32 protein-coding genes are annotated in these 25,914 nt (G+C 62.4%); 18 read left to right on the top strand and 14 right to left on the bottom strand.

Going from position 1 to position 25,914, the window contains the following annotated elements; genetic code table 11:
• The first annotated feature begins 2 nt into the window (after nucleotides 1-2).
• From ACIP90_RS15070 to ACIP90_RS15145, 16 genes are all read left to right on the top strand, one after another.
• On the top strand, nucleotides 3-443 hold the full coding sequence (locus ACIP90_RS15070) for a TadE family protein (RefSeq protein WP_400580240.1): 441 nt from the start codon (nucleotides 3-5) through the stop codon (nucleotides 441-443).
• A complete protein-coding gene (locus tag ACIP90_RS15075) occupies nucleotides 431-1,438 on the top strand; it encodes a TadE/TadG family type IV pilus assembly protein (RefSeq protein WP_400580241.1) in 1,008 nt (335 codons plus the stop codon). The genes ACIP90_RS15070 and ACIP90_RS15075 overlap by 13 nt, the downstream gene beginning before the upstream one ends.
• Before the next feature lie 121 nt (nucleotides 1,439-1,559).
• The gene (locus tag ACIP90_RS15080) at nucleotides 1,560-2,228 is read left to right on the top strand and encodes a Flp pilus assembly protein CpaB (RefSeq protein WP_400580242.1); all 669 of its coding nucleotides are present in this window, start codon (nucleotides 1,560-1,562) and stop codon (nucleotides 2,226-2,228) included.
• Nucleotides 2,225-3,430, top strand: a complete 1,206-nt coding sequence (locus tag ACIP90_RS15085; RefSeq protein WP_400580243.1) for an AAA family ATPase — start codon at nucleotides 2,225-2,227, stop codon at nucleotides 3,428-3,430. The genes ACIP90_RS15080 and ACIP90_RS15085 overlap by 4 nt, the downstream gene beginning before the upstream one ends.
• 158 nt (nucleotides 3,431-3,588) lie before the next feature.
• Nucleotides 3,589-4,911 (top strand): CpaF family protein, encoded by a 1,323-nt coding sequence (locus tag ACIP90_RS15090; RefSeq protein WP_400580456.1) that lies wholly within the window; start codon nucleotides 3,589-3,591, stop codon nucleotides 4,909-4,911.
• Nucleotides 4,912-4,913: 2 nt separating this feature from the next.
• Entirely contained in the window at nucleotides 4,914-5,867 is a 954-nt protein-coding gene (locus tag ACIP90_RS15095) for a type II secretion system F family protein (protein WP_400580245.1), read from the top strand.
• 12 nt (nucleotides 5,868-5,879) lie between these two features.
• Entirely contained in the window at nucleotides 5,880-6,755 is an 876-nt protein-coding gene (locus tag ACIP90_RS15100) for a type II secretion system F family protein (RefSeq protein WP_400580247.1), read from the top strand.
• Nucleotides 6,756-7,037: 282 nt separating this feature from the next.
• On the top strand, nucleotides 7,038-7,262 hold the full coding sequence (locus tag ACIP90_RS15105) for a Flp family type IVb pilin (protein WP_400580249.1): 225 nt from the start codon (nucleotides 7,038-7,040) through the stop codon (nucleotides 7,260-7,262).
• 77 nt (nucleotides 7,263-7,339) lie between these two features.
• Nucleotides 7,340-7,714 carry a TadE/TadG family type IV pilus assembly protein gene (locus ACIP90_RS15110; protein ID WP_400580250.1) on the top strand — a complete coding sequence of 125 codons (375 nt, stop codon included), beginning with the start codon at nucleotides 7,340-7,342 and terminating at the stop codon, nucleotides 7,712-7,714.
• Nucleotides 7,702-8,727 carry a pilus assembly protein TadG-related protein gene (locus ACIP90_RS15115; RefSeq protein ID WP_400580252.1) on the top strand — a complete coding sequence of 342 codons (1,026 nt, stop codon included), beginning with the start codon at nucleotides 7,702-7,704 and terminating at the stop codon, nucleotides 8,725-8,727. The genes ACIP90_RS15110 and ACIP90_RS15115 overlap by 13 nt, the downstream gene beginning before the upstream one ends.
• Nucleotides 8,728-8,769: 42 nt before the next feature.
• Nucleotides 8,770-9,546 (top strand): Flp pilus assembly protein CpaB, encoded by a 777-nt coding sequence (locus ACIP90_RS15120; protein WP_400580254.1) that lies wholly within the window; start codon nucleotides 8,770-8,772, stop codon nucleotides 9,544-9,546.
• Nucleotides 9,543-10,733 carry a CpaE family protein gene (locus tag ACIP90_RS15125; RefSeq protein WP_400580255.1) on the top strand — a complete coding sequence of 397 codons (1,191 nt, stop codon included), beginning with the start codon at nucleotides 9,543-9,545 and terminating at the stop codon, nucleotides 10,731-10,733. Before ACIP90_RS15120 ends, ACIP90_RS15125 begins: the two co-directional genes overlap by 4 nt.
• Nucleotides 10,734-12,335, top strand: coding sequence for a CpaF family protein (locus tag ACIP90_RS15130; protein WP_400580257.1), 1,602 nt, complete (start codon nucleotides 10,734-10,736; stop codon nucleotides 12,333-12,335).
• Between the two features lie 5 nt (nucleotides 12,336-12,340).
• The gene (locus tag ACIP90_RS15135) at nucleotides 12,341-13,273 is read left to right on the top strand and encodes a type II secretion system F family protein (RefSeq protein WP_400580259.1); all 933 of its coding nucleotides are present in this window, start codon (nucleotides 12,341-12,343) and stop codon (nucleotides 13,271-13,273) included.
• A gap of 7 nt (nucleotides 13,274-13,280) precedes the next feature.
• The gene (locus ACIP90_RS15140) at nucleotides 13,281-14,168 is read left to right on the top strand and encodes a type II secretion system F family protein (protein WP_400580260.1); all 888 of its coding nucleotides are present in this window, start codon (nucleotides 13,281-13,283) and stop codon (nucleotides 14,166-14,168) included.
• A gap of 107 nt (nucleotides 14,169-14,275) precedes the next feature.
• Nucleotides 14,276-14,728: an Hpt domain-containing protein gene (locus tag ACIP90_RS15145; RefSeq protein ID WP_400580262.1), complete on the top strand. Its 453-nt coding sequence runs from the start codon at nucleotides 14,276-14,278 to the stop codon at nucleotides 14,726-14,728.
• Nucleotides 14,729-14,786: 58 nt separating this feature from the next.
• On the opposite strand, the gene ACIP90_RS15150 is transcribed toward ACIP90_RS15145, so the two are convergent.
• On the bottom strand, nucleotides 14,787-15,563 hold the full coding sequence (locus ACIP90_RS15150) for a response regulator transcription factor (RefSeq protein ID WP_400580458.1): 777 nt from the start codon (nucleotides 15,561-15,563) through the stop codon (nucleotides 14,787-14,789).
• On the opposite strand from ACIP90_RS15150, the gene ACIP90_RS15155 reads away from it, so the two are divergent.
• Complete coding sequence (locus tag ACIP90_RS15155) at nucleotides 15,447-15,689, top strand: hypothetical protein (protein ID WP_400580465.1); 243 nt, start codon at nucleotides 15,447-15,449, stop codon at nucleotides 15,687-15,689. The two genes, ACIP90_RS15150 and ACIP90_RS15155, sit on opposite strands and share 117 nt — an antisense overlap.
• Nucleotides 15,690-15,875: 186 nt before the next feature.
• Here ACIP90_RS15155 and ACIP90_RS15160 read toward each other — a convergent pair whose 3' ends face one another.
• Nucleotides 15,876-16,085: a hypothetical protein gene (locus ACIP90_RS15160; RefSeq protein ID WP_400580264.1), complete on the bottom strand. Its 210-nt coding sequence runs from the start codon at nucleotides 16,083-16,085 to the stop codon at nucleotides 15,876-15,878.
• Nucleotides 16,086-16,206: 121 nt separating this feature from the next.
• On the opposite strand from ACIP90_RS15160, the gene ACIP90_RS15165 reads away from it, so the two are divergent.
• Nucleotides 16,207-17,499 carry a sensor histidine kinase gene (locus tag ACIP90_RS15165; protein ID WP_400580265.1) on the top strand — a complete coding sequence of 431 codons (1,293 nt, stop codon included), beginning with the start codon at nucleotides 16,207-16,209 and terminating at the stop codon, nucleotides 17,497-17,499.
• 17 nt (nucleotides 17,500-17,516) lie between these two features.
• Here the strand turns inward: ACIP90_RS15165 and ACIP90_RS15170 are convergent, their stop codons facing one another.
• From ACIP90_RS15170 to ACIP90_RS15225, 12 genes are all read right to left on the bottom strand, one after another.
• Nucleotides 17,517-17,999 (bottom strand): sensor histidine kinase, encoded by a 483-nt coding sequence (locus ACIP90_RS15170; RefSeq protein WP_400580267.1) that lies wholly within the window; start codon nucleotides 17,997-17,999, stop codon nucleotides 17,517-17,519.
• A gap of 85 nt (nucleotides 18,000-18,084) precedes the next feature.
• Entirely contained in the window at nucleotides 18,085-18,825 is a 741-nt protein-coding gene (locus ACIP90_RS15175) for a response regulator transcription factor (protein ID WP_400580269.1), read from the bottom strand.
• 105 nt (nucleotides 18,826-18,930) lie between these two features.
• A complete protein-coding gene (gene truA, locus ACIP90_RS15180; protein ID WP_400580270.1) occupies nucleotides 18,931-19,821 on the bottom strand; it encodes a tRNA pseudouridine(38-40) synthase TruA in 891 nt (296 codons plus the stop codon).
• Between the two features lie 31 nt (nucleotides 19,822-19,852).
• On the bottom strand, nucleotides 19,853-20,443 hold the full coding sequence (gene rplQ, locus ACIP90_RS15185; protein ID WP_400580272.1) for a 50S ribosomal protein L17: 591 nt from the start codon (nucleotides 20,441-20,443) through the stop codon (nucleotides 19,853-19,855).
• Between the two features lie 78 nt (nucleotides 20,444-20,521).
• Nucleotides 20,522-21,532, bottom strand: a complete 1,011-nt coding sequence (locus ACIP90_RS15190) for a DNA-directed RNA polymerase subunit alpha (protein ID WP_056626606.1) — start codon at nucleotides 21,530-21,532, stop codon at nucleotides 20,522-20,524.
• A 131-nt stretch (nucleotides 21,533-21,663) separates the two neighbouring features.
• Entirely contained in the window at nucleotides 21,664-22,065 is a 402-nt protein-coding gene (gene rpsK / locus ACIP90_RS15195; protein WP_003803734.1) for a 30S ribosomal protein S11, read from the bottom strand.
• A 104-nt stretch (nucleotides 22,066-22,169) separates the two neighbouring features.
• Nucleotides 22,170-22,544 carry a 30S ribosomal protein S13 gene (gene rpsM / locus ACIP90_RS15200; RefSeq protein ID WP_090950898.1) on the bottom strand — a complete coding sequence of 125 codons (375 nt, stop codon included), beginning with the start codon at nucleotides 22,542-22,544 and terminating at the stop codon, nucleotides 22,170-22,172.
• A 182-nt stretch (nucleotides 22,545-22,726) separates the two neighbouring features.
• Nucleotides 22,727-22,840 (bottom strand): 50S ribosomal protein L36, encoded by a 114-nt coding sequence (rpmJ, locus tag ACIP90_RS15205; protein ID WP_009358722.1) that lies wholly within the window; start codon nucleotides 22,838-22,840, stop codon nucleotides 22,727-22,729.
• A 70-nt stretch (nucleotides 22,841-22,910) separates the two neighbouring features.
• Nucleotides 22,911-23,132, bottom strand: a complete 222-nt coding sequence (infA, locus tag ACIP90_RS15210) for a translation initiation factor IF-1 (RefSeq protein WP_009358723.1) — start codon at nucleotides 23,130-23,132, stop codon at nucleotides 22,911-22,913.
• 226 nt (nucleotides 23,133-23,358) lie between these two features.
• Complete coding sequence (locus tag ACIP90_RS15215; RefSeq protein ID WP_400580459.1) at nucleotides 23,359-24,318, bottom strand: P1 family peptidase; 960 nt, start codon at nucleotides 24,316-24,318, stop codon at nucleotides 23,359-23,361.
• A 74-nt stretch (nucleotides 24,319-24,392) separates the two neighbouring features.
• The gene (gene map / locus ACIP90_RS15220) at nucleotides 24,393-25,220 is read right to left on the bottom strand and encodes a type I methionyl aminopeptidase (protein ID WP_400580274.1); all 828 of its coding nucleotides are present in this window, start codon (nucleotides 25,218-25,220) and stop codon (nucleotides 24,393-24,395) included.
• A 124-nt stretch (nucleotides 25,221-25,344) separates the two neighbouring features.
• The gene (locus ACIP90_RS15225) at nucleotides 25,345-25,914 is read right to left on the bottom strand and encodes an adenylate kinase (RefSeq protein WP_400580461.1); all 570 of its coding nucleotides are present in this window, start codon (nucleotides 25,912-25,914) and stop codon (nucleotides 25,345-25,347) included.

Below are 25,914 nucleotides of genomic sequence, written 5' to 3' on the forward strand. Positions count from 1 at the left end.
GCGTGAGCGTAGGCACACTTCGAAACTTCCAACCATCCTCGGGGGATCCGTTGAAGAAGACCTGCAAGGAAAACACGGACAGCAAGAGCCGTGGCGCCGTGGCCGTCGAGTTCGCCTTGGTTGCGCCTCTGCTGCTGGCACTCGTCACTGGAATCGTCGAGTTTGCACACGCCTACAACGCCCAGATCTCTGTGACGCAGGCGGCCCGCGAAGCAGCCAGGACGATGGCCGTCAAGAATAGCCAGCCAGACGCAGTAGCTGCGGCAGCGGCTGGAGCGCCGGGACTGGCATCTGGTTCGTTCGGGTACACGTTCGCGCCTGCCACCTGCGCCCCGGACACCACCATGAAAGTGACTGTCTCCTACAACTCGGCAACATTGACCGGGCTGTTCGGCAGTTCGCTAACCCTTACCGGAGTAGGAGCAATGCAATGCAACGGTTAGCTGCTCACCATGAATCGCGGGAACGTGGTGCTTCCGGCGTCCTGGTGGCGATCATGATGCTCGCCATGATCGGCGCAGGTGCCCTGGCGGTGGATACCGGCCAGATCTACGCAGAGCGTGCTGAACTCCAGAACGGGGCTGACGCCGGCGCCCTGGCAGCGGTTGATCTTTGCGCCGAGTCGGGCTGTACGCAGGCTAACGCAGATGCCTTGGCGGCTGCCCTGGCCAACAGCAACGCCAAGGACACGCAATCGGCGGTGCAATCCGTAAACCTCTCTGTACAGGGCGAGGTTACCGTCACGACGTCCACCAAGGACGGCACCACAAACGCCGGATTCCTGAGCAAGATGTTCGCGAGTGTCCTGAACGCTCCGGCCGCAACTGTAGGTGCCACCGCAACAGCCAAATGGTTCTACCCCACCAAGGGTGTCGCCGTCCTCCCCCTGGCATTGGCCACCTGCGAATTCGAGGACGACGGAATGCCCCACAAGATCCTCACCCACGGTGGTGCCCAGGACTGCAACGGACTCAATCCATCGAACCAGATCATCCCTGGCGGATTCGCTTGGCTGAAACCCGATGTAACGGGCGGGTGCGAGGTTACGGCCGAGGTAGACAAGTGGAGTCTCACAGACGGTGGTGTGGGAGTGCCCAACGGGTGCCAGGACCTTCTCGATCCCTCCAAAAACCCCAGCTTGGCCAACTCCACCGTTGCCCTGCCCGTTTATAAATACACCTGCGACGGAATGTCCGCTGCGCAGTTCGGACAGTGCAAGGGCAGCACGGTCCAGTACTACATCGAGAAGTGGGCTGGCTTCAAGATCCAGGCATGGAACTTCACAGGTCAGGCCAAGCATGACCCTACCAATGTCTTCACCAAGAGTGAGACGGGAATTTACGGAACCTTTGTGGGGTATTCCGCAGATCCGAACCACTTCAGCGGAGGCTCAATTACACCCAACGGCAATGTCATTGTCATCGGGCTGATCAAGTAAGCAATTTATCTAAGGGGAGAAATTGAAAACACGCCTACTGGGAGGCATCGCCGCGCTAGTCGTTGCAATCATCGGCACGGTCCTTCTCATCACATACGTTCAAAGCGCAGATCAACGGGCAATGGCAGGTACGGAGACCTCGGAGGTCCTCGTAGTTCAGAAGGCCATTCCCGCAGGGACACCCGCCAGCGAACTCGGCGGCTCCGTCGCCATGAAGCCGCTGCCGAAGTCCACCCTGACCGAGGGGACCGTCACCGACCTGGCCGCCCTAGGCACCAAAGTAACTGCCGTTTCACTTGTACCGGGCGAACAGCTCCTGTCCAGCCGCATGGTGGACGCCGATGCGTTCCTCGGTCCTTCAAGGGTCGCGGTGCCGGCCGGGATGCAGGAGATCTCGATCAAACTCCCCATAGACCGGGTGGTTGGCGGAAAGATCACCGCCGGCGACACAGTGGGCATCTTCATTTCACTCCCGGAGGGTTCCAGCACAACCCAGTCGGCAGGCACCCAACTCACCTTCCACAAAGTCCTGGTCACGGCGGCCCAGTTCAGCAACGGCAGCGCCGCCCAGCCGGACACTGCCCAGGGGGACAAATCAGAGGGCGCGATGGGTTCCACCAACAGCAACCAAAGCGATGGCACCTACCTCATCACAGTGGCGCGGAACTCAGTAGACGCCACACGGCTGGTATACGCCGTCGAATTCGGCAAAATCTACCTGTCCAAGGAACCGGCTGAAGCAACCGAGGGAAACACCGCTGTAGTGGACAAGTCGAGGGTATTCCAATGAGCCGCTTTGTTCTCATCACCCCGAACCCCGATTTCGAACGCCGCGTCCGGATGGCTACTGCCGGCATGACAGGCTCCCTGCAGTACTTCGCGGCCGACTACCTTCCCCAGGGCCCCGAGGAAGTGCTAAAGCAGCTCCTCGGCGAGCCTCCTGAAGTTTTTATCCTCGGTCCCGGATTGCCGGAGGATGACTCACTGAAGTTTGCGTCGGTCATGGATCTGCAGTACCCCGAGATCAGCATGATCCTGGTCGCCGGGGAGTCCTCCGACATCGCCATCCAGGCAATGCGGGCGGGTGTCCGTGACCTTCTTGACCCTTCAGCCGAAGCGGATCACATCCGCATCATCGTGGAGCGGGCCAGCCTTGCAGCGGCTGGCCGACGTCGGGGTCTTGCACCCAGCAGCTCCGAACACCGCGAACACGCTGAAGGCGGACGCATCATTGCCGTCCTCTCCCCCAAAGGAGGTGTGGGCAAGACGACTGTAGCGACCAACCTCGCCGTTGGCCTCGCCCAAATTGCTCCCATGGGTGTGGTGATCGTGGACCTTGACCTCCAGTTTGGCGATGTGGCCAGCGGCCTCATGCTGGAGCCCGCGCATACCATCACTGATGCTGTGGTGGGCGCCGCGAGCCAGGATTCGATGGTGCTCAAGACTTACCTCAGTGTGCATTCGGCGGGACTCTACGCACTGTGTGCGCCAAAGAATCCAGTGGAGATGGATCGCATCACTGGCGAGCATGTCACTCAGCTCCTCAATCAATTGCGGCAGGAATTTCAATACGTGGTGATTGACACGGCGCCGGGACTGGGCGAACACGTTCTGGCAACGTTGGATCTGGCCTCAGATGCGGTATGGATCTGCGGCATGGATGTTCCGAGCATCCGGGGCCTGCGCACTGGAAGCCAGATCCTGGCTGAACTGAATCTCTTGCCAGAACGCCGGCACGTGGTGCTCAATATGGCCGACCGCAAAACTGGCCTGACCTTGCACGACGTCGAAGCCACTATCGGAGCACCGGTTGACGTAGTGCTGCCACGGTCACGCACCCTTCCGTTTTCCACCAACAAGGGTGTGCCGGTTCTTCAGGAAGGCGGCCGCGAGCCCGCAGCAAAGGGCCTGCAGCAGCTTGTAGACCGTTTCAAACCCAATTGGGAAGCCAGACCTCATAAGAAATTGCATCGAAGGGCGGTAGTCCAGTGAACCTCACACGCAGGCTCGAGAAAGTGCGCGGCAACGGGTCGCCCTCAACGATCATTGAGGAAGTATCCCCAAACCCGTTCACTGCGTCGAACGAATCAAATGAGCCAGTGACCCTTGGCCGCATACACGAAGCCAAGTCAGCCGAGACCGCCAGCGCCTTGGACGTGGTGGAACTGACACAGACGGGGGCAGTTGCCAGTGGTGCGCTTGGCGCCCTCAAGGAACGCGCCAGCCAGGCACTCTACGAACGCCTTGGTTCGCGCATCACGGATTCCTCACTTGAGGAAGCCGAACTCCATCAATACGTCAAGGACGAACTCAAGATCGTCGTCGATGAGGAACAGGTTCCGCTGACCACGACCGAGCGTCAGAGGCTGATTCGCGAAATTATTGACGACGTGTTGGGTCATGGACCCATCCAGCGGTTCCTCGATGACCCGTCAATAACCGAGGTTATGGTCAACCGCTATGACCAGGTGTACGTGGAACGCGAGGGCAAACTCACTATTACGGACACCAAGTTCGCATCCGATGACGCCCTCCGGCGGGTCATCGAACGGATTGTGTCGAAGGTTGGCCGGCGGATTGATGAATCATCACCCCTTGTAGACGCCCGCCTTGCAGACGGTTCCCGCGTCAACGCCATCATCCCCCCACTTGCGGTCAATGGACCGGCACTTACCATTCGTAAGTTCGGGCGGGAAGCGCTGACGGTCCAAAAACTCATCGCCTATGGCAGTCTGTCCCCGGAAATGGCTGAACTGCTCCAGGCATGTGTCCAGGCCCGCATGAACATCATCGTCTCGGGAGGTACCGGAACGGGCAAGACCACACTCCTCAACGTGCTCTCTTCCTTCATTCCGGTTGCAGACCGAATTGTGACGATTGAAGATGCCGTCGAACTTCAACTACAGCAGGACCATGTGGTCAGGCTGGAGAGCAGGCCCCCCAATATTGAAGGCAAAGGCGAAGTTGCAATCCGCGACCTCGTCAGGAACTCCCTTCGAATGCGTCCTGACCGCATCGTCGTGGGAGAAGTTCGCGGAGGGGAATGTCTGGACATGTTGCAGGCCATGAACACGGGTCACGACGGATCACTCTCAACCGTCCACGCCAACTCCCCCAGGGACGCCATCGCCCGTCTGGAGACTCTGGTGCTGATGGCCGGGATGGATCTCCCGCTCCGGGCTGTGCGGGAACAGGTGGCGGCGGCGGTGAACCTCATCGTTCAGATTTCGAGGCTCCGGGACGGAAGCCGCCGGGTCACGCACGTTACGGAAGTTCAGGGAATGGAAGGCGACATCGTCACTCTTCAGGATGCGTTTGTCTTCGACTATTCCGCCGGCGTAGATGCCAACGGGCGCTTCCTGGGCAAACCGGTCCCGACGGGCGTGAGGCCGCGGTTTACTGACAGGTTCGCGGAACTCGGCATCCACATCTCGCCCCACGTCTTCGGCGCCCAGCCAGCCAGGGGTCGGTAATCATGGCTGCCGACGTGCCGGTCAGTCTCTTCGTGGGCGGGCTGTTCCTGGTCTACCTCTCGCTCGGACTGGTGTTCGGAATAGTTCTGAAGGGCCGGGCGGGGGTTCCGCTCTCGCGGCGACGCCCTGACGTCGTTTCTTCCTCTTCCTCCAGTCTGACGCGCCTTACCAACCAGGCGGTCGGAGCACTCAATCGGGGCCTCAAGAAGAGGCCTGCCGGAATCCTGAGCCGCGAAAAGCTGGAACAGGCAGGGCTCAACAAGGAGCCGGGCGACTACCTGCTGATGGTCGGAGCGGTGACGCTGATGGCTGCAGTACTGGGATACTTCCTCGGCGGCCTGGGGATCGGCATCCTCTCATTACTGCTGGCTCCGTTCCTGCTCTACGTTCTCTTGAACTTACTTGTCGCTCGGCGCCGCCGGAAGTTCGACAGCCAGGTGCCCGACACTCTCCAAATGTTTTCCGGCGGACTCCGGGCAGGCCACAGCCTCCTCAGGGCCATCGATGCTGCGGCGCAAGAGAACGAAGCACCTATGGCTGAGGAGTTGAGCCGTGTTGTCAATGAAACAAGAATCGGCCGCGACCTTGGTGAGTCTTTGGAGGACGTGGCTAACAGGACTGCCAGCGAGGACTTCCATGGGATCGCCCAGGCCATAGAGATCCACCGCGAGGTGGGTGGTGATCTTGCTGAAGTCCTGGATCACGTGGGTGAAACAATCCGGGACCGGAATCAGGTCAAAGGCCAGGTAAGGGCTTTGAGTGCGGAAGGCCGGGTTTCGGCCATCGTCCTGATGGCACTGCCGATCCTGATGTTTCTCGCTCTGGGGCTCATGAATCCAACGTACATCCTGGTTTTCACCACCACCGTCATCGGATTCGTCATGGTGGGTGCAGCCATTGTCATGCTCTCCATCGGCGGGTTTTGGCTCAGCCGAATCATCAAGCCGAAATACTAGGGGGCAGAAGAAATGCAACCCATCGCACTCGCAGCCATCTTGGCTATTGTCCTTCCAATTTCCGGAATGATCTGGCTGACGTTCACGGCAGACCGGGCTGGACTCCGCAACATTCAAGCGAATTTGGGCGGGCGGCCAAGCCAGGCCGCCCAATCACTGAACGTCAATGAGCAGATCGCAAAACTGTCCCGTCGATTAACCCCTCACAGCTACGAAGCTTGGCTGGACAAGCAGCTGGCGGGAGTTGGGCGACCCAAGGAGTGGCCGCTCGCCAGGATCATTATGGTGAAACCCCTGCTCGCCTTCGGCGGTGCAATCGGTGGGCTTCTCGTTTTCCTGGGTGCGCCTTCCACCGGAAGGCTCGTACTCGGCGTAGGAATAGTGGCATTGTGCTACTTCGTCCCGGACATCCTCCTTCGCACCAAGGCGCAGAAGCGCCGAGAGGCAATCCGGCTGGAGCTTCCCACTGCAATTGACCAAATGTTGATATCAGTTCAGGCCGGCCTCGGCTTCGAGACCGCCATGGGCCGTGCTGGCGAAAACGGCCGCGGACCCCTAGCGGATGAGCTGATCAGGACTTTGCAGGACATCCAGGTGGGCCGGTCGCGCAAAGAAGCCTACCTGTCGCTGTCCGACAGGGTCGACGTTCCTGACGTACGCAGCTTCATTCGAGCCGTAATCCAAGCGGACACGTATGGCATTGCCATCGTGAGCGTACTCAAGATGCAAGCCAAGGATATGCGGATCAAACGGCGCCAGCGAGCGGAAGAGCATGCAATGAAGATGCCCGTCAAGATGCTCTTCCCGCTGATCTTCTTCATCCTGCCAACGCTGTTCATTGTGTTGCTGGGACCGGCCGTACTCAAAATCATGGCCGTATTCTCCTAGGCGTCGCAATTCCCTAGCCCAAAAGCACAACCCAGCGCCATAAGGCGCTGCAAAGACCGGACCCCCTCGGATCCCAGCACCGAGGGGGTCCTTTTGCGTGCTGAGGCAATTACGAAGAGGACCAATAGCAGAGTAAGCGCAGGAAAAACGCAGGATATGCGCAGCTTGAGAAGGCTTGGCACAGGATGGTGCAAGATCCCTCCCCCTAGGGGAAATCGCGCCGCATTCTATTTACAGAGCTGGTGACGGACCAGCTTCCCAACACTCGCTCAGGAGTTCAAAATGCTTACCTTCTTCTCAAACACCGCAGCCCGCGTCCGCCGCGAAGAGAAAGGCGCCACCGCCGTTGAATACGGCATCATGGTTGCCCTCATCGCCGTCGTCATCATCGTTGCCGTGTCTCTGCTCGGCGGATCCTTGAACGGGATGTTCGAGAGCGTGAAGTGCCAGATCGAAGGCAAGACCTACACCGCGGCAACCGCTACGGCCGTTAGCAAGTGCGTCTAGGAAGCGGCGGATCACAAGACGGTGGTGGATGCGTTCCGCTTCCACCACCGTCTTAGATTCCGCGACGGGTGAATCCTTTGTCTTCGACATCAGAACGTGGCGCCGTAGCAGTTGAGTTCGCACTACTTGGGCCCGTCCTGATCATGATCCTGCTGGGAATCATGGAGTTCGGCCGGGCCTACAACGTTCAGACCACGCTGACGAATGCCGCCCGCGAAGGTGTCCGCAGTATGGCGATCAACAACAGCCAGGCCACAGCTCGGACGGCGGCTAAGAATGCCGCAACGCAACTAAGCCCGGCTTTGACGGACGGCAACATCACGTTCAGCGCCGCTAACTGCGCAGTCGGAGCCCAGATGACCGTGACCATCACGTACTCACTCAGCACGATGACCGGCATTGCCGGTCCATTTGGCATGACTGGAAAAGGAACTATGCTGTGCGGCGGCTAGCAGCATCTGCTGAGAACGAGCGCGGCGGAATCGCCGTTATTGTCGCACTCGCGATGGTGGTAATGCTCGGATTCGCAGCGATCTCCATTGACGTTGCGAAGCTCTACTCCGAACGCGCCCAGCTGCAGAACGGTTCAGATTCGGCCGCCCTGATGGTGGCCCACACGTGCGCCAAGAACGAAGCGGATACCAACTGCTCCACAACGGCTCCAATGGCGGCTGACCTCGCCAATAAGAATGCGGTGGATGGCCTCAGCAACGTAAAGTCCATCACCCTCGATAAACCCAACCGCACCGTCCAGGTGACGGCAGGGGCAAAGGAAGCCGGCAGCACCACCAACAGTGTCTCCCTCTTTTTCGCCCGAGTCCTCAGAATCCCCAGCGCCGAGGTATCAGCCAGTTCTAGCGTGCGCTGGGGAAGTCCTTCCGAGGGCACCACTCCATTCCCGCTGGCGTTTTCGGTGTGCCAGGTTTCGGGCATGGTGGACGGCGCGACCCAGCTGCTGCAGAACCACACTTCCAACGCCAACGCGGACTGCGGTCTCGGGCCTGCGGGAAAGACGGTCCCCGGCGGCTTTGCCTGGATCGTACAGGTCGCCGGCCAGTGCGGGGGGCTTGTAAACCTGGCCATTAACCAGAGTGGCAGCGACACCGGCAACGACGGCCCCTCGAACTGCGATGCGGTCCTCACCAAATGGGCCGCGGAACTTGGTGCCGGCAGACCCGTTACCGTCCTGCTGCCGGTGTACGAGGACGTCAGCGGGACCGGTTCCGGAGCCTCTTACGACTTGCTGGCTTTCGCCTCTTTCAGTGTGCAGGGCTGGGCTTTCAGCGGTGCTGACAAGCTCCCGATGGTCTACAACAACGCGTCTTCTGCCGATAAGGACCTGCAGTGCAAAGGCGATTGCCGCGGCATCATCGGAAAGTTCGTCAACTACGTCTCCCTCGCTGACGGCTACAAGCTGGGACCCGTCAGCCCGTACGGCGCCAGGGTCGTCGAACTCACCAGCTAAACCTATGCAGTTCAGTGAAACAAGATCACCCAGGAGCAGATCGTGAAGTCTAGGTTAGTGGCAGGAGCGGCAGCCGTAGTCCTCGCCATCGTCGGCGCGATGTTGGTCATTTCCTACGCCCAGGGCGCCGACCAGCGGGCCGTCCAGAACCTCGAGCCCGTCGCGGTCCTGGTCGTGAAGACTGCAATTCCCGCCGGCACCCCTGTGGAATCAATGACTGCCTCATTGACCACCGAACAGCTGCCTGCCGCGGCCGTGACCGGCTCCTCCCTCAAGTCCCTCGACGGATCCAAGGGCAAGGTGGCCGCCGTCGATCTTGTTCCCGGCGAACAGCTCGTGACCGAACGCCTGGTCGAGCCCGAAGAACTTAAGACCCAGGGATCGGTAGAAGTACCCGCAGGTCTGCAGGAAGTCTCCTTCCAGCTCGAGCCGGTCCGCGTCGTCGGCGGCAGACTGGCTCCCGGCGACCGTGTGGGTGTTTTCGTCAACCTTGATAAGGGCGCCCTTCAAGACAAGCTCGACGTCGAAACCACCAAACTTACCGTCCGCAAGGCTCTCGTCACAGCCGTGCAGCGCGCCCCGGAGCCTGCGTCGACTGCCGCGCCGGCGCCTACCGCGAGCGCCGATCCGAACGCCGGCAACCCGCAGGACACCATGCTCCCGACGGGCTCACTCATGCTCACGGTTGCAGTCAGCGATGCCGACGCTGCAAAGATCGTTTTCGCCGCGGAGTACGCAGATATCTGGCTCAGCAAGGAGCCCGCGAACGCCAAGGACAGCGGTCCCCGGATCATCCAGCGGAGCGAGGTTTACAAGTGAGCCGCTTCGTCCTGATCACGCCGAACGCTGACTTCGACAGCCGCCTGCGGCAGGCCGTGGAGGGCGGGCTCCAGGGCGGCGTGCAGACGTTCTTCACCCATGTCCTGCCGGCCGGCCCCTACGACCTGTTCGCCCAGCTCAACCAGGAGCGGCCAGAAGTCCTCATCCTCGGCCCGGAAGTGCCCGTAGACGATGCGCTGCGCCTGGCCACCGTGCTGGACGTCCAGGTGCCGGATCTTACAGTTCTCCTGGTCAGCGAACCTGATCCGGAGCTGCTCCTGCAGGCCATGCGCGCCGGCATCCGGGATATCCTCAGCCCGTCCGCCGACCCGGCACACATGCGGGTCCTGCTGGAGCGCGCCTGCCAGTCCTTCGCCACCCGTCACCGGCCGGAACAGCCCAAGCACGGTGAAAGCAAGGGAAGAGTGATCGGCGTCTTCTCACCCAAGGGTGGAGTGGGCAAGACCACCATCGCAACCAACCTCGCTGTAGGCCTTGGCAAGGTGGCGCCCATGAGCGTCGTGGTGGTTGACCTTGACCTACAGTTTGGCGACATCGCTTCCGGCCTCTACCTGAACCCGGAGCATACGGTTACGGACGCCGTCTCCCCCGCTGCCAGCGAGGACACCCTGGTGCTCAAAGCGTTCCTCACGGTTCACCCCTCGAGCATCTACGCCGTGTGCGCGCCTGACAACCCGGTCGACGCCGACGACATCGCGCCTGAACAGGTCACCCGCTTGCTGGAACAGTTGGCGGAAGAATTCCAATATGTCGTTGTAGACACTGCCCCCGGCTTGCCAGAGATAGGACTGGCTGCCATGGAGGCCTGCACCGACGTGGTCTGGGTCAGCGCCATGGACATTCCCAGCGTCCGCGGCCTCCGCTCCGGGCTGGAAGTCCTCCGCCAGCTCGACATTCTGCCCGAAGGAAGACACGTGGTCCTGAACATGGCTGACGCCAAATGCGGACTCTCGGTCCAGGACGTGGAATCCACCATCGGCGCACCCGTGGATGTCAGCATTCCCCGGTCCCGCGCCGTCGCATTCTCTACCAACCGAGGCATTCCGGTACTGCAGGAATCCAAACGGGATCCCGCAGTCAAAGGACTCAATCAGCTTGTGGAGCGCTTCAGCCCCAACGGGCAAGCGAAGGGCCAGCGGCGAACGCACCGACGGGTCGTGGTCTAGATGAAGCTGTCCGAACGGATCCAGCGGGCTCAGCAAAAGTCACAGCCTGCAGCAGCCTCACCCGTCAAGGCAATGGCCACTGCCACTGCGGCCGCCCCTGCCGACCCGGCCCCCGGCGCTGCCACAGCGGCGCTCCAGCCGACGCCCACACGGAGCGGACCGGAAGCGACGCAGGCCCAACGTTCGACGGCTGCGCCGGCGGTTCGCCGTGACCCCGCTCGTCCAAAATCCACCAAGCAGGAGCCAGGTGCGAAGCCTCCTCAGCCTCATGGGGCACAGCAGGAAGGCTTCAAGCCCAAGGCCCAGCAGCCGGTGGACGCCTTTGCTGCCCTCAAGCAGCGTGCTGCAACCGCCCTCTTCGAACGGATGGGAGCCAGGTTCAACGACTCCTCCATCACGGAGAACGACCTGCGCAGCACCGCCAGGGAGGAGCTCATTCGCATCATCGACTCGGAACAGGTTCCGCTGACCGCGGACGAACGCTCCCGGCTGGTGCGCGACGTGGCCGATGACGTGCTCGGCTACGGTCCCCTGCAGCGGCTGCTGGACGATCCCGCCGTCACCGAAATCATGGTGAACCGGATGGACCAGATCTATGTGGAGCGCAAAGGCCAGCTGACGCTGACCGATTCCAGGTTCAGCTCGGAGGAGCACCTGCGCAAGGTCATCGAACGCATCGTCTCCAAGGTGGGACGCCGCATCGACGAATCCTCTCCCCTCGTTGACGCACGCCTGGAAGACGGCTCCCGTGTGAACGCCGTGATTCCGCCGCTGGCCGTGGGCGGTTCTTCACTGACCATCCGTAAGTTCAGCAAGGTGCCCCTCACGGTCCAGAACCTCATCGACTTCGGAACGCTCACGCCGGGAATGGCGGAGTTGCTGAATGCCTGCGTCAAGGCAAAGCTGAACATCATCGTCTCCGGCGGCACGGGCACGGGCAAGACCACGCTTCTGAACGTCCTGTCCTCGTTCCTTCCGGCCAACGAGCGCATCGTAACCATCGAGGATGCCGTGGAGCTCCAGATCCAGCAGGAGCATGTCGTCCGGCTGGAAAGCCGGCCGCCGAACACCGAGGGCAAGGGCGAGGTGACCATCCGCGAACTGCTCCGGAACTCGCTGCGTATGCGCCCGGACCGCATCGTGGTGGGCGAAGTCCGTGGCGGGGAATCCCTGGACATGCTCCAGGCCATGAACACCGGCCACGACGGCTCACTGTCCACCGTCCACTCCAACTCGCCCCGCGACGCCGTCGCACGCCTGGAAACGCTTGTCCTGATGGCCGGAATGGATCTGCCGCTGCGCGCCATCCGTGAGCAGATCGCATCCGCCGTCAACCTGATCATTCAGATTTCCCGGCTCCGTGACGGCACCCGCCGCATCACGCACGTCACCGAGGTCCAGGGTATGGAAGGCGACATCGTCACACTCCAGGACGCCTTCGTGTTCGACTATTCGGCAGGCGTTGACCAGCACGGCCGCTTCCTCGGTTCCCCCATCCCCACCGGCATCCGGCCGCGGTTCATCGACCGCTTTGAAGACATGGGCATCCACGTTTCGGCAGGTGTCTTTGGCGCCCCCGTGACCTCCAGCGGAAAGCAGTGAGGCTAATGGTCCTGACCTTTGGAATCATCTTCGTGATCGCCGCCATCGCCCTTGCAGGCGTGGCAGTGGTGATCCCCCGCACCCCCACAGTCCCGCTGGACCGCCGTCGGCCGTTCCGCACGGAGCCGGACTCGCAGCTGACCCGGTTCGCCGGATCGGCAGTCCAGGGAATCGAGCGCTTCCTTGCCAAGCGGAACGTCCGCTTCTTCAACCGGGAAACCCTCGAAAACGCGGGCCTGCGCCTGACCCAGGCAGATTTCCTGCTCCTGGTGCTCATCGGCTCCTTTGTGGGCGCCCTGATAGGCCTCGTGGTTGCCGGGCCCTTGCTGGCCATTCTCCTGGTGGTCGCGGCGCCCTTCGTAGCCCACCTTGTGCTGGGTTTCCTCACAGGCAAAAGGCGAACAAAGTTTGGTGACCAGCTGGGCGATACCCTGCAGCTGCTCTCGGGCAGCCTCCGTGCCGGACACAGTATCCTGCGAGCCATCGACGCCGCTGCCAATGAATCGCAGGCGCCAACTTCTGAGGAAATGCGCCGGGTCGTGTCGGAGACGAGCCTCGGCCGGGACCTGCTGACTTCGCTCAACGACACTGCTGAACGGATGCAGAACGAGGACTTCGTCTGGATCTCCCAGGCAATCCAGATCAACCGTGAGGTGGGCGGCAACCTGGCGGAGGTCCTGGACCAGGTCAACGAAACCATCCGCGAGCGCAACGAGATTAAGGGCCACATAAAGTCCCTCGCCGCCGAAGGGAAATTCTCCGCCTACATCCTCATGGCCCTTCCCATTGGAATCGTGGCCATGCTCATGGTGGTCAGCCCGGGTTACATGGACAAGATGGTTTCCACGGTCCTGGGCTGGATCATGATCGTTGCCTCGGTCATCCTGATGACGATCGGCGGTCTCTGGATGCGCAAGATCATCGACCTGAAGTTCTGAGGCGGCCATGGATCCCTTGATTTTCCTTTCCCTCCTCTTGGTCTGCTTGCCGCTCGGCTACCTGGCCTGGTCCCTGCTCTCCGCCGACAAAAAAGGCCCGGCGGTCGCCCGCGAAATCCTGTCCAGGGGCGCTGCCGAGCCGGCCGAAGTGGAGAAGAAGGTCAGCACCGGCCTTCTTGAGAAGATCGGCCGCAGACTCACTCCCTCCGGCTATGTGCAGAAGCTCGACCGTCTGCTGTCCCTCGCCGGCCGGCCGGCAAACCTGCCGTTGGGCCGGGTGCTTGCCGCCAAACCCGCGCTGGGTCTGCTCGGCGGACTTTTGGGGCTGTACATCGCTTCCATCGCAACGACGCCGATCATCAAGCTCGTGGGGCTGTTCGTCCTGTTCCTTGGCTACTTCATTCCCGATCTGATGCTCTACAGCAAAGGTCAGGAGCGGCAAAAGGCGATGCAGCTGGAGCTTGCCAACACCCTGGACCAGATGCTGATTTCCGTGGAAGCGGGACTTGGCTTCGAAGGTGCCATGGCCAGGGCGGGCGAGAACGGGAAAGGCCCGCTGGCAGAGGAACTGGTCCGGACGCTGCAAGACATGCAGGTGGGCCGCAGCCGCCGCGAGTCGTATCTCGCCCTCGCCGAGCGCACGAGCATCCCCGAGCTCCGGAGCTTCGTCCAGGCGGTGGTCCAGGCTGACATGTACGGCATCGCCATCAGCCGTGTCCTCCGGGTACAGGCCAAGGTGATGCGCGTGAAGCGGCGCCAGCGGGCCGAAGAGAAGGCCATGAAGCTGCCCGTCATGATCCTCTTTCCGTTGCTGTTCTTCATTTTCCCGGTCCTGTTCATTGCCATCCTGGGACCGGCCGTCATCAACACCATCGAAACTTTCAGCCGGCAGTAGGGCCCGAAATGCCGCATCTAATCCACGCACCACAAGGAACGCGCAGGGTTTCCACAGGATCCAAGTCGGATCAGGTTTTTCCCAAGGTCAGAAAGTAGCCTTAACACATGTCCAGTTCAGGGTCCGGCACAAGCGACGGCGGCGCCAACGGCGTCTGCCTGCCTGGTCCCGGGACTGCCGCGCAGGACGAACCGGAACTGGCGGAGGGGCTCCCCATCCTGGACCTCACCGTTCTTCGCGAGCTTGAAGAGGACATGGGCGGCAGCGGCGTGGCCCGCGCGTTCGCCAAGGACTACATCGGCATCTGGACGAAGCGGCTGGCATATCTGGAGCGTTCGGTCGCCGACAATGATCCGGAACTCGCCATGGATGCGGTCCTGAGCCTGAAAAATTCCGCGTTCATGGTGGGCGGGTCGCGTCTCGCCAGCCTGGCCGTGGAATCGGAGCGCCTCATCAGGGCCGGTGACCTTCCCGCGCTGAGGATGCTGTTGCCGGTAGTGGCGCAAACAGGCGCGCAGACCATCACCGCGCTGAAACGAACCTATCTCAGGGGACGCTAGCCCGGCTGCCGCCGCGGCAGGCGGCTGGAGACCCAGCCGCACCCAAAGGAAGGCAGCGCTACTCCGCCCGCTTCGGCGCCAACCGGTATCCCACGCCGCGTACCGTCACGAGCCAGCGCGGTTCTTGGGGGTCCTCACGGAGTTTCCGGCGCAGGTTTCCGATATGGACCTCGACGGCACGTTCGTCGGCCTCGCTGATGTATGTGTCCTCACCGTAGTATTCCCCGCGGACCACCCGGACCAGATCAGCCCGCGTACGCACGGCCCCGTTTGCCTTCAGAAGCTCCTGTAACAGGTCGAACTCGCTGCGGGTCAGCCCCAGCGGCGTCCCGTGAAGGGCGACAGTCCGGGTTTCCATATCGAGCGACAGGCCGTTATGCTGCAGCACCTTGCCACGGCGCACGGTTGTAGCGCCGCCGGCGCGACCGACACCGGTACCGACGCCGGATGACAGCGCTAGAGCATCGACGTCTTCAGCAGCCGCGCCCTGACGGGGCCGGCGCATCATGGCGGAGATACGGGCGCGCAACTCACGGGGCCGGAACGGCTTGGTGATGTAGTCGTCCGCGCCGCCCTGAAGCGCCGTGATCGTGTCCAGTTCCTCGTCTCTACCGGTGAGCATGACGACGTACGCGTCACTGAATTGCCGGATTCTGCGCAGGACCTCAAAACCGTCGATGTCCGGTAGTCCCACGTCAAGCGTGATCACATTCACCGAATGTTGACGCGCAACGTCAACACCATCACGTCCCGTGGCTGCAGAGTGCACCTCGAAGCCAGCCTGCTGAAGGACCGCGTCAAGCAGATTGCGGACGTCGTCGTCATCTTCAATCACTACGGCCACGCCAAGTTCGCCCACGATTACCCCATATCAGGTAAAACCACCGCACCGCCCAGCGCAATGCGGAAAGCACTACCTGATTACCTAGGCTACAACGGACTCGGCAACCAGACACCCTAAATTGTGCATATGTTTTGCAACCTACAAGCAAGAGCCGATTGGGACTGCCGATGCAGAGGAAATGGTGTGCATAATGGCCCCATGGGTGGGGACAAAAAAATACGGTCTCACGTTTTGATGTTCGACTCCAAGGGCGGGGGCTGCGCCCTTGGGTGAACACGTGTTGGTCCGGGACACTGACCGCTTTTACAGAAGGCTGAAGCCGAGAGTCCAGGTGGCGCTTTGCCAACTCCCGGTAACGCTCCTTCTTGCCGCCTTGGCCATCGCCGCGCCTTCAGTGTGGCCTAGGCTCATCGAGAGTCCCGTCTTTCTTGCGGCCATGGCCCTGATGGGCATCTTGTTCCTGGCGTGCTTGGTGGTTCCGTGGGAACGGCTTCCGGCCAATTCGTATCTCATTATTCCGATTCTTGACCTTTTGGTGATCGGCCTGGCACGCAACGGAGCCGTTCCTTCTGTGGCTGGCCTCGGCGTGCTGGCAATATTCCCGGTGATCTGGTTATCCGCATCAGGTTCCTTCGTGAAGACCAGCATTGTGCTCAGTTTTTTTGGGCCCCTACTCATCGGTCTGCCGTCACTGCTGCAAAAATCTCCCAACATTTCACCTTCGGACATTGCCACCGCCATCCTGTTGCCCCTCATGATGCTGGCCGTCTCGCTGGCAATCCGGTTCGCCAGCGCCAATATCCGTCTGCAGCGCCAACGGCTCGAAAAAAAGGATGCCGAACTCCGGGAACTGCTCATACAAAGCAGGGCCCGTGAAAGGCTTTTCAAAACCATCCTTGACACCGTTGACGTCGGCATTGTGGCGGTAGACGCCGACGGGCATAAAGTTCTCGTCAACGACCAGCAAAGAATGTTCCAGCATGCCGCATCTCCTGCGGGGGGAGCCACGGAAATCGAGGAATCCAAGCAGCTCATGTTCGGCCAGGACAAGGTCACCCCGCTGCCGGAGGACAAGCGACCGATTCACCGGGCGATTGCGGGCGAGACGTTTGCGAACTATCTGGTGTGGCTCGGCGAGGGCAGCGCGCGGCGTGCCGTTTCCACGGCGGCCCGGATCATGAGGAACGACGACGGCGGGTTCAGCGGCGCTGTCATCGTCTACAGCGATGTGACCGGGCTGGTGGACGCGCTCTCCGCGAAGGAGGAACTGATCTCCAACGTCTCCCACGAATTTCGCAGCCCACTGATGTCCGTGCTGGGGAACGTTGACCTGGTCCTGGATGAGGCTGACGCCCTCTCACCGGCGGCAGTGCAGCGGCTGGAAGTGGTGCAGCGTAATGCTGAACGGCTCCTCTCGCTGGTGTCCGATCTGCTCGTCTCGGCCTCCGCGGTGCTGGCGGTCCATGCCCGGAGGACAGATCTGGCCAGCCTCATCGACACCACCGTGGGTTCCGCCCAGACACAGGCCGACGCCTCCCACGTCTCCCTCAGCGTCGACGCCCCGGCACCCCTCTGGGCCCATGCCGATCCGCTCCGCATCTCGCAGGCACTCGACAACCTGGTGTCCAATGCCATCAAATACTCTCCAGACGGCGGTGCAGTGACGGTCCGCGCCCGCACGGTTGATGACTGGGTGCAGCTACAGGTCCAGGACACCGGAATGGGCATCAGTGAAGACGAGACCTCCCGGATCTTCACCAGGTTCTTCCGCAGCCAGGCTGCCCGGCAGGCGGAAATTCCCGGCGTGGGCCTGGGCCTCTCCATTACGAAGACAATCGTGGAACGGCACGGCGGCGCCATCACGTGCGAGAGCAAGCCAGGCGCCGGGACTACGTTCACCATGACACTGCCCCGGGAACCTTCCTAACCTCTGCAGTTTCTTCCTCAGTCCAGAGGGAGCGTGATGTTCACGCACGTACCCGCGGAGGACGAGTCGATCACCATGTGGCCGCCCGCAGTTTCCACGGCGAGTCGCATGAGCCGCAGCCCCATCCCGGAATGCCGGCCCTGGGTTGCTGCCTGGACATCGAAACCGGCGCCGTCGTCGGTCACTTTGAGCTGCACCTCATGGCAGAGGGGCGGATGGCTGAGGCAGCCCAGCCGAATGGTCACGGCCGAGGCGTGGGCGAATTTGTACACGTTGCTGAGGAGCTCCTGGGCGGCCCGGTAGAGGAGGGTGGCACACTTCCGGTCCACCTCCATCCCGTGGTGCGGAGCCTCCAGGTGAATCACGGTCCCGCGCTCTCGCAGCGGAAGGGTCAAACGGTCAATCGCCCCCGCGACGCCAAGCGCATAGAAATCGACCGGATGCGTATCGGTAAGAACGCCACGGACTGCAACAACCTCGTCGCTTCGTAGTGATTTCATGCTCCTACGGTGCTCCTGCACCCTTGGCGTTTTCTTAGGATTTTCCGCGCCACCCCCCGTTTGCAGGGGCAGGGTCCACCGCGGCCTACGTCAGCGTGTATCCCAGGCCACGGACTGTCTTGAGCCACTTCGGAGACCGTGCGTCGTCTCCAAGCTTTCGCCTCAGGTTTCCGATGTGGACTTCGATGACGCGGTCCGTATCCACTTTCCGGGGGCGTCCCGGGCCCAGGTCCTCGAGCTGCAGGTGGCGGGCCAGCTCGGTCTTCGTCACCACGCGTTTCCCCTGCTCCACAATAAGGTGGAGCAGGTCGAACTCTGTCCTGGTAAGTTCCACCGTCCGCCCTGCCAGTCGCACGCAGCGGGCTACCGTGTCCACCTCCAGACCCTTGTGCTCCAGGCACCGTGTCACTGCTTCCACAACCGTTTCAGAAATTTCGCGCCGGCCCTCCCGCAGTTCCCGGGGCCGCCGGAGCATACCGTCGACACGCACCCGTAGTTCACGGGGCCGGAGGGGTGTGACCAAATAGTCGTCAGCCCCGGCGTCGAAGGCCTGTACAGTGGCCCCAAGATCACTGGCTTCGCTGACAATCAGCAGGTACGCGTGGCTAAACTCACGGATGCGCCTCACCACCTCGAGGCCGTCCATGTCCGGCAGCGCCGCATTCACCGTGACGGTATCCGGCTGCGCGGCCCGGACCAGCGCCAGCCCCGCCTCGCCGCTCACCGAACGATGCACCTCGAACCCGGCATCACCAAGGGTCGCGCACAGCAGCGCGCAGACGTCCTGATCCTGTTCGATAACCACAACAACGCGACGATCACTCATCCCTTACCCCCTGTAAGGACCACATGACTAAAGACTGCCTCCCAGCCTACTGGCAGCAGGCCCGGAACTGAGGCAGGGCCCTCAGAAGACGGTTAATGTAGGGACTTACTCCCGCAGGGCACGCGTGAGCACCGCGCGTGCAAGCAGCTCGTCGTCCGACGGGTAGGCCACTTCCTCCAGCACCAACGGATGCGGGGCCGCCAGCACGGAGCGGGCGTCACGTTTCCTGGCCAGTAGCCGCTCGTGCAGCCATCCCGGCGGCTCCAGCCCCTCCCCCACATACAGCGCCGAACCCACGAGCGCACGGACCATGTTGTGGCAGAACGCGTCGGCCTGGACCGTGGCCACAATGACGCCATCCGGGCCGCGGGTGAACTCGAAGCGCTGCAGTTCGCGGATGGTCGTGGAGCCCTCGCGAGGCTTGCAGTAGGAGAGGAAGTTCTGCAGCCCCAGCAGCTTGGACGCGCCCTCATTCAGGAGGTCCACATCAAGCGGCGCTTTGTGCCAAAGAGTGTCATACCGGCCCAGCGGGTCCCAGAGCGCGGGCCCGTCAGCGATGCGGTAGCTGTAGCGGCGCCACAGCGCGGAAAAGCGCGCGTCGAAACCCTCCGGCGCAATGGACACCTGGTGCACCACAATGGCGCCGGTCAGGTCCCCGAGCCCCCGGCTCAGCGCACCCCGCAGCCTGCGTAAAAGCGCGACGGCGGGATCAAGTTCGGCGCCGCGGTTCAGTCCCCGCCACTCCGCTTCCGTCAGGTCAAGGTGGACCACCTGGCCGCGGGCGTGAACACCGGCGTCTGTCCGCCCCGCTACGGTGACCCGGACGGGCCGGCGGATCAGCAGCTCCAGCGCCGCCTCCAGGGTTCCCTGGACCGTGCGCAGCCCCGGCTGCACTGCCCACCCGCTGAACGGGCCGCCGTCGTATGCCAAATCAAGCCGGATACGCAAAAACCCGCCGCCCCCCAATACGGGGGCCGCGGGTTTTTGGTCGTTCATAGACTTAAGTCTATGCGAAGGATTCAGCGAATTACTTCGCGTCCTTTTCAGCCTCGTCAGCAGCAGCCTCGTCAGCAGCAGCTTCTTCAGCCGGAGCTTCCTCAGCAGCCGGAGCCTCTTCGGTCTCGGCAGCCTCGGGAGCCTCAGCGGCTTCAGTCTCAGCGGCCTCTGCCTCGGGGGCTTCCTCGGCAGCCGGGGCAGCCTTGGCAGCATCGCGCTTGGCAGCAGCAGTAGCCTCGGCGACTACGGCCTGCTTGGCGGAAACGGGCTCGAGAACCAGCTCGATGACAGCCATGGGAGCGTTGTCGCCCTTGCGGTTGCCGATCTTGGTGATGCGGGTGTAGCCGCCGTCGCGGTTCTCCACTGCCTGCGCGATGTCGGTGAACAGCTCGTGGACGACGCCCTTGTTGCTGATCAGGCCGAGAACGCGGCGGCGGGATGCGAGGTCGCCGCGCTTGGCGAAGGTGACCAGGCGCTCGGCGTACGGCTTCAGGCGCTTGGCCTTGGTGACCGTGGTGGTGATCCGCTTGTGCTCGAACAGTGCGGAAGCCAGGTTCGCGAGCATGAGACGCTCGTGAGCCGGGCCGCCACCGAGGCGCGGACCCTTAGTGGGGGTAGGCATAGTTGTTTCTCCTCATATGGAAGCCGGTGGGGCTGCGCACACCATGGTGCATCCAGCCCGCCGGCCAAGATCTGCTTGTTAGAGCTCGTCGTCGCTGAACGCGGCGTCGTCCTCTTCGATGGCTGCGGCGCGGGCGGCGAGGTCGAAGCCGGGAGGCGAGTCCTTGAGGGACAGTCCCAGTTCAACCAGCTTTGCCTTGACCTCATCGATGGACTTGGCACCGAAGTTACGGATGTCCATCAGGTCAGCCTCGGAGCGGGCAACGAGTTCACCCACAGTGTGGATGCCCTCACGCTTGAGGCAGTTGTAGGAACGGACGGTGAGGTCCAGATCCTCGATCGGCAGAGCCATGTCTGCTGCCAGGGCAGCATCCGTCGGCGACGGACCGATCTCGATACCTTCAGCTGCGGTGTTCAGCTCGCGGGCCAGACCGAAGAGTTCCACCAGAGTGGTACCTGCGGAAGCAACCGCATCGCGGGGGGCGATGGCCTGCTTGGTCTCGACGTCGACAATGAGCTTGTCGAAGTCGGTGCGCTGCTCAACACGGGTGGCTTCCACGCGGAAAGTAACCTTCAGCACCGGCGAGTAGATGGAGTCGACCGGGATACGGCCGATCTCTGCGTCGCCGGACTTGTTCTGAGCTGCCGAAACGTAGCCGCGGCCGCGCTCGATGGTCAGTTCCAGTTCGAACTTGCCCTTCGAGTTCAGCGTGGCAATGTGCAGATCCGGGTTGTGGAATTCGACGCCGGCCGGCGGAGCGATGTCCGCGGCGGTGACGACTCCGGGTCCCTGCTTGCGCAGGTAAGCAACAACCGGCTCGTCGTGCTCGGAGGACACGGACAGGTTCTTGATGTTCAGGATGATCTCGGTGACATCTTCCTTAACACCCGGAACCGTCGTGAACTCGTGCAGCACGCCATCGATCCGGATGCTGGTTACAGCGGCACCGGGGATAGAAGAGAGCAGGGTACGGCGGAGGGAGTTTCCGAGGGTGTATCCGAAGCCCGGCTCCAGCGGTTCAATGATGAAGCGGGAGCGGTTATCGGAGACGACCTCTTCGGAGAGGGTGGGGCGCTGTGCAATGAGCACTTAGGTTTCCTTTCGGCGAGCATCCGCTATATGACGCAACACAGGTGGTGGAAAATCGGTCTGAAGACTTAACGCGCTGGGCTTGCCCGGACCCGGTAAGGGTCCGGGCAAGCTCCGGGCAGCGGAAAAGCTTAGACGCGGCGGCGCTTCGGGGGACGGCAGCCGTTGTGCGCGGCGGGGGTGACGTCCTGGATGGAGCCAACCTCGAGGCCAGCGGCCTGCAGCGAACGGATGGCGGTCTCGCGTCCGGATCCCGGTCCCTTGACGAACACGTCAACCTTCTTCAGGCCGTGCTCCTGTGCACGCTTGGCAGCAGCTTCGGCAGCCATCTGTGCAGCGAACGGGGTGGACTTACGCGAGCCCTTGAATCCAACCTCACCGGCGGAAGCCCAGGAGATGACAGCACCGGTCGGGTCCGTGATGGACACGATGGTGTTGTTAAAGGTGCTCTTGATGTGCGCCTGGCCAAGCGCGATATTCTTCTTGTCCTTCTTACGCGGCTTGCGAACCGCGCCACGAGTCTTCGGGGGCATTTTTTCTCCTACAGAAAGTTATTGGGGGAAGGCCGTTGAATGGGCCCACACTTGCAGGGTTCCCTGAAATCGCGCCAGCGATTTTAGGGGGCAAGTGGGGAGGATTAACGGGCCTTCTTCTTGCCGGCGACGGTACGCTTCGGGCCCTTGCGGGTACGTGCGTTGGTCTTCGTACGCTGACCGCGTACGGGCAGGCCCTTGCGGTGACGCAGGCCTTCGTAGCTGCCGATTTCAACCTTGCGGCGGATATCTGCGGCCACTTCGCGGCGAAGGTCACCCTCAACCTTGTAGTTGCCTTCAATGTAGTCACGCAGCTGGACCAGCTCGGCGTCGCTGAGGTCCTTTACGCGGACGTCAGCGCTGATGCCGGTGGCAGCCAGGGTTTCGTGTGCACGGGTCTTGCCCACGCCGTAGATGTAAGTAAGCGCAATTTCCAGCCGCTTTTCGCGGGGAATGTCTACGCCAGCGAGACGAGCCATAGTGGCAGTACTCCTTGAATAAACCGGAGGTCGTAGGCAGTACACCCGCACTTTCAGTGCGGCCCCAGCCTCCGACCGGGGGTTAGCTGTCCGGACTCTTTAGAGCTCAATGTTCCAGTTCAGCTTGTGCTGCCTTTTATTTACTTGCGTGGGTTAGCAACCCAGGGATTCCCGGAAGGGAATTAGCCCTGGCGCTGCTTGTGGCGCGGGTTCTCGCAGATCACCATGACCCGGCCATTACGGCGGATCACTTTGCACTTTTCGCAGATCTGCTTGACGCTCGGCTTGACCTTCATGGCGTTCCTTTGCGTGATAGCAGTTGGTCCGATGGACCGGCCTTCGGCAGTTGCTCTGGCCGCCCAACGTTTACTTGTAGCGGTAGACGATACGACCACGTGTGAGGTCGTAAGGGCTCAGCTCCACCACTACGCGGTCCTCAGGGAGAATCCTGATGTAGTGCTGACGCATTTTCCCAGAGATGTGTGCCAGGACGATGTGCTTGTTGGTGAGCTCAACGCGAAACATCGCGTTGGGCAGCGCCTCAGTCACAACGCCCTCGATCTCTATGACCCCGTCCTTCTTGGCCATATCCTCCGCTAACTGTTGTTTGCCTCAGCCCACCGGATTGCACCGGGCATGGCTGCGGACGTTTTTTTGATTGATTGATCGTCGCCAGCCGGCCGCAAATGGGCGTGGCAGGGCAGACAACCAACATGCAACACTACGGCATTCGGGCCGGAATGTTAAATCCAGCCATGGTAGCGCACAATGCCGCCGTCCGCATCAAAACAGGGGCGCATCAAATCTGTATGCATCAATATCTGTACGCAGCGAAGGTGCCCGCCTCAGTGGTCACAGCCTCCGCGCTGCGGATCCCGTCCAGGATGGCCAACCGCACGACGTCGGCTGCCGCACTCTGCAGGGCAATGAGGCTCCCCTGCCGGGCAGTTTCCGTGCTTCGATCCAGCCTGGTACTGCCGGTCGCCAGGCAGAACACCGTGTCCCCGTCTGCCAGTGTGTGGCTCGGGTTCAGCGCCCTGGCCAGTCCGGCATGGGCCGCGGACGCGGTCCGCTTGCATTCGGCCGGGTCAAGGTCCGCGTTGGTGGCGACGACGACGAGGGTGGTGTTGAGTGGCTGGTCCTCCCGGTGAGTGAGCCCATCGAAATCGGTAGCCTCCGTTTCCCCCGGCTCAACAAGCGGCAGGCCCACCGCATTCACCACGGCCAGGGCTCCGACAACCACGCCGTTTTCCAGGGGAACCGAGGCGGTGCCTACTCCCCCTTTGTATTTGCCCCGTCCCATGACCGCCCCAGTGCCGGCGCCCACATTGCCGCGTTCGACGTCGTGCCCGTCCTTTTGCGCGCCGGCGGCGGCGGCCGCCGCGTAGCCCATCCCGGCGTCGGGGCGGGCGGAGAAGTCGCCGCCGCGGCCGAGATCGTAAATAGCGGCCGCCGGGACGATCGGAACCACCCCGCCGGTGACTGGGAAGCCGCGTCCCTGCTCCTCGCACCAGCGCTGGACGCCATGCGCGGTCACGAGGCCGTAGGCGCTCCCGCCCGTGAGGACCACAGCGTCCACGGTCGGGACCAGGGTGGTCGGGTCAAGCGCATCGGTCTCGTGGGTGCCGGGGCCTCCCCCGCGGACATCCACCGAACCCACGGTTCCCGGTGGCGGCAGGACCACCGTCACACCGCTCAGCCAGCCGCCGTCGGACTTCTGCCGGTGACCGACCCGCAGGCCCGGCACGTCAGTGATCTTCCCCGTCGCTCCCATGGCTCCCATGGCTCCCATTGTGGTCTACTGACTTCGCTGCGATGCGCAAACTCGTCCCGGGAAACGGAGCGTCGTCAGGGAATCGGGACCGGGACAACGCCGAGCGGTGCCAGCTGGGCAGCGCCGCCGTCGGGCGCGGACAACACCCAGATGCCCTTCTCATGGACAGCGACGGAGTGCTCCCACTGGCAGGACCGCTTGCCGTCCGTGGTCACCACCGTCCAGTCATCGTCCAGGACAGCGGTTTCGATGCTGCCGCGCACGAGCATCGGCTCGATGGCGAGGCACAGGCCCGGGCGGATCTTCGGGCCCCGGTGGCTTGAGCGGTAGTTCAGCACGTCAGGAGCCATGTGCATCTCGGAGCCGATGCCGTGGCCGACATAATCCTCGAGGATGCCAAGGGGTTTGCCCGGCACGGAGGAGACGTAGTCGTCCACGGCGCAGCCGATGTCGCCCACGAATTTGCCGGTGGCCAGCGCGGCGATGCCCCGCCACATGGCGGCCTGGGTGACGTCCGACAGTCGCTGGTCCTCCGGATCCGCGGTACCAACGATGACCGTGCGGGCGGAATCCGAATGCCAGCCGTCCACGATCGCGCCGCCGTCGATCGAGATGATGTCACCGTCCCGCAGCACCCTTGGTCCCGGGATCCCGTGGACCACTTCCTCGTTCACGGACGTGCAGATGGTGGCGGGGAAGCCGTGGTAGCCCAGGAAGTTGGACTTTGCGCCGGCCTCCAGGAGCACCCCGGCGAACACCTCGTCAAGCTGCTTCGTGGTGACCCCAGGCGTGGCCGCGGCCACAGCAGCGTCCAGGGCGCGGTTCAGGACCAGCCCGGCCTCGTGCATGGTGCGCATCTGGGCATTGGTCTTGTATTCAATCCGTGGCTGGCCGAATGCCATCTGCGGTTTCCTCTCGGTGGTGCCCCCGGCCGGCCGATCTGCCAGCAGGGCTAGCCGTTGTGCGGCTAAAAGCCGGAGGCCCCTCCCAATGAACCGGGAGGAGCCTCGTAGCGTGGTTACTGAATCAGGCTGCCTGAGCCTCTTTGATGGCCTGCATGACGCGGTCGGTGACTTCGTCAATGGCGCCGATGCCGTCCACCTGGGTCAGGATGCCGCGCTCGGCATACTTGGCCACAACGGCTTCGGTCTGCTCGTGGTAGAGGTCCAGCCGGTGGCGGATGACGGCCTCGTTGTCGTCGCTGCGCCCGGTTTCCTTGGCACGGCCCAGGAGGCGTGCAACGAGCTCCTCGTCGTCCGCCGTCAGCTGCAGGACCACGTCGAGCTTCTGGTCACCATTGGCCAGGATCTCGTCCAGGTAATCGACCTGGGCTGTGGTGCGCGGGTAGCCGTCCAACAGGAAGCCGTCTTCGACGTCGCCTTCGCTGAGACGGTCGCGGACCATCTTGTTGGTGACGCTGTCCGGCACAAAGTCCCCGGCGTCCATGTACTTCTTGGCTTCGACACCCAGCGGGGTCTCGCCCTTGACGTTCGCACGGAAGATGTCACCGGTGGAGATCGCAACGACGCCGAGGCGTTCTGAGATGCGTTCCGCCTGCGTACCCTTGCCCGAACCCGGTGGTCCGATAATCAACAT

Source organism: Arthrobacter sp. NPDC093139 (genome assembly GCF_044754165.1).
Taxonomy (GTDB): domain Bacteria; phylum Actinomycetota; class Actinomycetes; order Actinomycetales; family Micrococcaceae; genus Arthrobacter.